General features: G+C 56.6%; 3 protein-coding genes. All 3 read right to left on the bottom strand.

Annotation, left to right across the window (positions count from 1 at the left end; all coding sequences use genetic code 11):
• Positions 1 to 334 (bottom strand): hypothetical protein (locus PDO_RS28765; RefSeq protein ID WP_210161514.1); only part of this gene is annotated, 334 nt, incomplete at its 3' end.
• Positions 335 to 714: 380 nt separating this feature from the next.
• Positions 715 to 2,739 (bottom strand): mechanosensitive ion channel family protein, encoded by a 2,025-nt coding sequence (locus PDO_RS26680; RefSeq protein WP_007601411.1) that lies wholly within the window; start codon positions 2,737 to 2,739, stop codon positions 715 to 717.
• Positions 2,736 to 3,815, bottom strand: coding sequence for a 2Fe-2S iron-sulfur cluster-binding protein (locus PDO_RS10325; RefSeq protein ID WP_160167031.1), 1,080 nt, complete (start codon positions 3,813 to 3,815; stop codon positions 2,736 to 2,738). The genes PDO_RS26680 and PDO_RS10325 overlap by 4 nt, the downstream gene beginning before the upstream one ends.
• Positions 3,816 to 4,460 lie beyond the last annotated feature (645 nt).

The raw sequence follows: 4,460 nt of genomic DNA on the forward strand, positions 1-4,460 counted from the left end.
AGCCAAGAGAGTTATCGCCTGCGTCAACTTTCGGTTTTGAGACGGAGCTTCGATCAAAGTGCGCGGCAAAGCTTTTGAATTTTTTCGTACCCAGTCCCACCACCTGTGTTTTTTGAGACGCAGTCCCCTTAGGAGGATCCTTTGGGGAGTTAGGATCGAACATATTCTTTCTACCGGCGATGCTTGGAAAAGATATACCATCGATACTCCACTTACTAACGGTCCTGCCCGAAACCGTTGCGGGCTGGGGCGTGGGGGCATTCATATTTGCCTCAGCTGGCGTAATAGTAGCCGGCTGTGACGCTTTGTTCGCAATGGTCTCGATTCCGGGCATTATCTCTCTCTTTCTCTTTAGCTGTACCTCTTTAGCTGTACGGCTCCTGCCTGAAACCGCCAAAAGCCAATCTTGGCACGAACTCCGTTTGCGGAGCTATCGCATCTGGGCGCCGCCGCCTGTCACGTTCATTACACATTCTGTCAAAAGTTTTTGCCCAGCGTCGCCCGTGGTTGCCACCCGGAATGAAGGGCGTTATGTCGATCCTTGACAACGGCTGTGCTCACAAGGCCGGACGGATATCCGACGTGCCGTCATTGCGCAGCCGGAGAGGGAGGTCGCTCGACATTGTCAATGCATGCCGCCGAAAGGGGCGTGGTTTCGGGATAACGGCATGCAATAAAAACAAAAAAACGCAAGCCCGCCGCGTCCATCTGAATTCACGCGGCGGGCTTTGGTGGGTGTTCATGTGCCATCAACACCTGTGTTCCGGCAGCGAAGGGAATGCCGGCCGCTTTTAGTGCAACTTCAATGCGTTTGTACGCTTGCATGCGAATGTCGAACTGGTTGCCGGGAGCACAGCGGAATTTACAGCGGAATATCTTGATCCCTGGTTCAATGCTGTGGACCCTGGTCTTCAGCGGCTCCACGATACCGGGTCCAATGTCTGGATCATTCAGCATCTGTTCGCCGACCTTCTTAATCACCTTGCGTACCAATTCGCTGTCGACACTGACAGGCAAAGGAATGTTGAATTTGTCGATCGCCCAGTCTCTTGAGTTATTCTTGACGCAGCCCAGGATGCCAAAAGGGACAAAGTACAGTGGCCCGTTGTGGTGTCGGAGGGCCACGGTTCGCAAGGTGATGCGCTCAACCGTTCCCCGGGTGTCGCCGCCGCCCTCAATATACTCGCCGACCCGCAAGACATCGTCGGCGAGGTAGAAAATACCGGAAATGACGTCACGGACCAAAGCCTGTGCGCCGAATCCAAGCGCCAGCCCGAAGACACCGGCACCCGCCAAGAGCGGTGCGATGTCGACATTGAGAGACCAAAGCGCCAGAATAGCGAACAGGAGGAGAAGGGTCAGGCCAAACGCCGATCTTATCAGCGGGAGCAGCGTTACGAGCCGCGCATTCGAACCCAGTCCGTGAAGTGGATCGGCGTTCTCAACCAGGTCCCTTAGACGCAGGTCGATCGGTAAGCGCACGGCGAGCCAGGCGATATGTGCGACCAGTGCAAGTCCCGCCAAGCCCAATAGATGGCCGATGAGCAGCCTTAGCGGGGTAGAGGTGGTGGCGGTTTCCAGAATAGGGACATTAAGAACCATCAGCGCACCTGCGATCGCCACGATCACGACCGTGTAGCGCGCAAGCATCAGGATGATGGATGACATAAGGCTGACCGGCAGCTTAACGGCTAACTCGGTTTCGGGCGGTTTTTCAGGGAGGCAAGTGCGTGCATAGCTTTCGTCAGTACAAAGGAAAACAACCACGGATCGCAGGCGCCGCTGCGTTGCGAAAGCGAGCAAAAAGATGATGGCCAGAATGGCCGGCACCGTCCCGCAAAACAGCCAGAGGCCATAGATTGACAAGACAATTGTCGTACGGAGAAACGTAAGCGGCAGCATCGGCGGCCGCGCCCATTTATTGGCGTCAGGCCGTTTGCCTGTCTTCCAAGGCCGCACAATGGTCACGAGGGTCAAACCCGCACTGAGCGTGGCCACAACAATTCTGAGTGTTTGCGCCACGTCTGCCGCGCCGACAGCTTCAATCAGAGGGACGACGACGACAGCAACGGAGGCCAGAAACGCCAGACAGACAATGGCGGTGACCCAGACCTGGCTGGTCGATAGACTGACGTCCAGCAGGCGATGACGAGCACGCCCGGGGGCAAGCATGCTGTCTGCAAGGATCCATACCAGACGTACGAAGACGATCAGAAGGATCAAAGCCAGTACCGTATGCTCGCCTTTTTCTGGCCACACGAAAAAACCCATGCTGCCAAGAATGGAGAGCGCAAACAGGGTAAATCCACACATCAGCAATGTCAGGCGCCTGAATGCCATCCGGAAACCTTCCTGGCGCGAATGGATCTGCGCCGCGTCAATCGCACGGCGGGCCGACCCTGCATAGGTCCAGAAGAGCCATTCCAGCCCGGTTGCGATCATCACCACGATCAATGTGTAGGCAATCGTGGTGATGCCTTCCCGGCTGATCGTGTATTCCGCAAAATCTGTCCATAGCTGTTTGGCTTGGGCGGGTGCCCGCATCAGCGCATGTCCAAGACCGGCGAAATGTATATTTGCATCCCGAAACAATTCGGAAAATGCGGTGATGCTCGGCGGCGGCGGCATGTCTGTCGCCTGGGCAGCATCAATAGACAGGGGCCAAACGATCGCCCCAATGAAGGCAATGGCCCAAAAAAACACCAAACTTGCCCTGACGCGCTCGGCGAACATGCTCATGGCAAGTCCCCGGAGACGTTAACGGATTGATCGTTCGCGCGATGGGGAAAACGGGAGACCTGAGCATCCACGTGCACCGGCTGAAGCCGGGTGACGTGGATGGCCCCTTGGAGGAGGCGCGCCTGACAGGCGAGCCGTTCGTTTTGGCGTGCGCCGATGCGGGCCAGTGTGCGGGCCTCGATATCGCCAACTGGACTGACAACGCCGTGCTCGGATTGCGCGGCAACCAGGCATGTTCCACATCGTCCTCGCCCGCCGCAGACATGCGCATGGGGCATGTCTGCGAGAAGACTGATCTCAAGGATCGACAGGCCCGCCCGTCCGGCGATGGTCGCCTCCCCCTCATAGGTAATTGTAACCTGTGTGTCGCGATGGCGCAGAATCCTGATGGCCATCACCGCCAGAGCGGCAAGCAGAAGAATGCCGTAAATCAAGATAACCCGGTTCTGGATTGCATTGAGCCTTGCTGCTGCCGTTTCGGTCAGGAGGAGAAGATTGTTGACTTTTGCCTGCCAATCCGGGGCGGTCTCCAGTCGCAGCAGGGCATCTCTTCCTCCTTCCACAAAGCCAAGAAGGGCGAGGATGGGGATCATGAACAGCGCCGGCATGAGCACCGCGCCGATGCGCGTCCAGATCGGCCGTAACACCAGCCAATGATAAAAGCCGATGGCGCCGTGGACCCACAAGACAACCAGCAGGAGGATCTGCTGTACGGCAGCCACGGGTAGGAACTTCCAATAGAAAAGCAGGAAGAAGCTGTAGTTGGGCTGGAACTGTGGATAAATATGTCGGAGCACGCCAGCCAAGAGCGCATGGCTGATCAGAAGCGGCACCGTCACGACGCCGAGGATCATCTGCACCCAGTCGGTACGGCTCATCGCAAGGCTGCGGCGCTGTGCAATCGAAACCAGACCCATGCAGGTATGGACCACGGCCGCACCAAGCAGCAGCAGGCTGCCAGCGTGCGTGTTCCATGGAGCCAGAAGGTAGCGGCTTGCTGCGTCCAGCGCCTCGATCGATCGAAGGGCAAAGGCAAGATTGCAAAGGTGCATGGCGGTAAACAGCAGCAGCGTCAACCCGGACACCAGGCGCAACCGATGCACCATCTTTTTGAAGCCACCACCATGGCGGGCAATGCCGGGCTCACCCGATTCGCGTCGAAACAATTGAGGCGCTCCCGATTTCGTGTCGTTTCGTCCGAGCCTTGTGATCGTATCGGCAAGAGCGACACATTGGCTGGTAGCATAAAATGCCCGTCTGGGCATGGATCGTAAGCGGGTAGGCCATCCCACGTAGCGCGGCATCGAAAGGTCGTTCATTTTCGGCACGACGTGAATGCAATTTCCCCTTCCTGGCGGTCTGAATGAAAAGGTTCAATCGGTCTTTAAGTACAATTCCGGCTGTGCGATCGGAGTGGCGTGCTCAGAGGCTGTCTCAAAACCAGGGGGTGATTTCGGCAGGTAATGATTCCTTCGGATTTTCAAAGATTCGATGGAGGTCACGATGGCCTGGACTGTCAGGAATTTCGTGTATGGGCTTACGGTTGAACATTTCTGTTTACGCCCTTGCGGGCTGGAAACGGTCCGCGAAGAGAACTGCGAATTGGGACTTCGCCATCGCCCATTCCCTGGGCGGCATCTTCCATTCTTTTTCCGATCGGTTCAAGATCAGATAGAGTTATTTTGTTGCAGCCTGAGAGTCAGATTCTGAAAAGCCTTCAA

It is taken from the genome of Rhizobium sp. PDO1-076 (genome assembly GCF_000247475.1).
Classification (GTDB): domain Bacteria; phylum Pseudomonadota; class Alphaproteobacteria; order Rhizobiales; family Rhizobiaceae; genus Allorhizobium.